Source organism: Tsukamurella sputi (assembly GCF_007858445.1).
Lineage (GTDB): Bacteria > Actinomycetota > Actinomycetes > Mycobacteriales > Mycobacteriaceae > Tsukamurella > Tsukamurella sputi.
Genome location: NZ_VIGV01000178.1, coordinates 1 through 545, shown reverse-complemented (window position 1 = coordinate 545; position 545 = coordinate 1). Strand labels below are relative to the sequence as shown.

The 545-nt window shown below is 49.0% G+C and carries 1 protein-coding gene; it reads right to left on the bottom strand.

Annotated features, from left to right (window positions below; translation table 11 throughout):
• A partial coding sequence (locus tag FK268_RS26165; RefSeq protein WP_269434259.1) for a KpsF/GutQ family sugar-phosphate isomerase occupies positions 1-488 on the bottom strand: 488 nt, incomplete at its 3' end.
• Between the last annotated feature and the right edge of the window lie 57 nt (positions 489-545).

The following is a 545-nucleotide window of genomic DNA, read 5'->3' as shown; positions in this document are numbered from 1 at the left end:
AGTGCTGCTAACTCCTCAAAAGGCGCCATAATATCGGCTACACGCAGAAGTAAGCGACGCCCCAATTTACCTCCGGGATGAGAGAAGGCAAAATCTTCCGAGGTAAATCCTCGCATCTCTAGCAGCGTTACTGCCAAAGCATCTCCCATCGCCAGTGCTGCTGTGGTACTCGCGGTCGGGGCTAAATTGAGCGGACAAGCCTCTTTTTCAACCTGCACCAAGAGATGGTAATCTGCCGATCGAGCTAATGTCGAATGCTGATTCCCTGTCATTGCAACTAATGGAATGTTTCTCCGTGAAAGAATCGGCAAAATCGCAATGATCTCATCGGTCTCGCCGGAATTTGAGAGCGCAAGAACCACATCATCTTCGGTAATCATTCCAAGATCGCCATGACTTGCTTCTGCCGGATGAAGAAAGAAAGAGGGCGTTCCTGTACTTGCCATCGTTGCCGCAATTTTATTTCCAATATGCCCTGACTTACCCATTCCTGTCACAACAATGCGACCCTGACACTCCTTCAAGCGTTCACAGATCTGACGAAA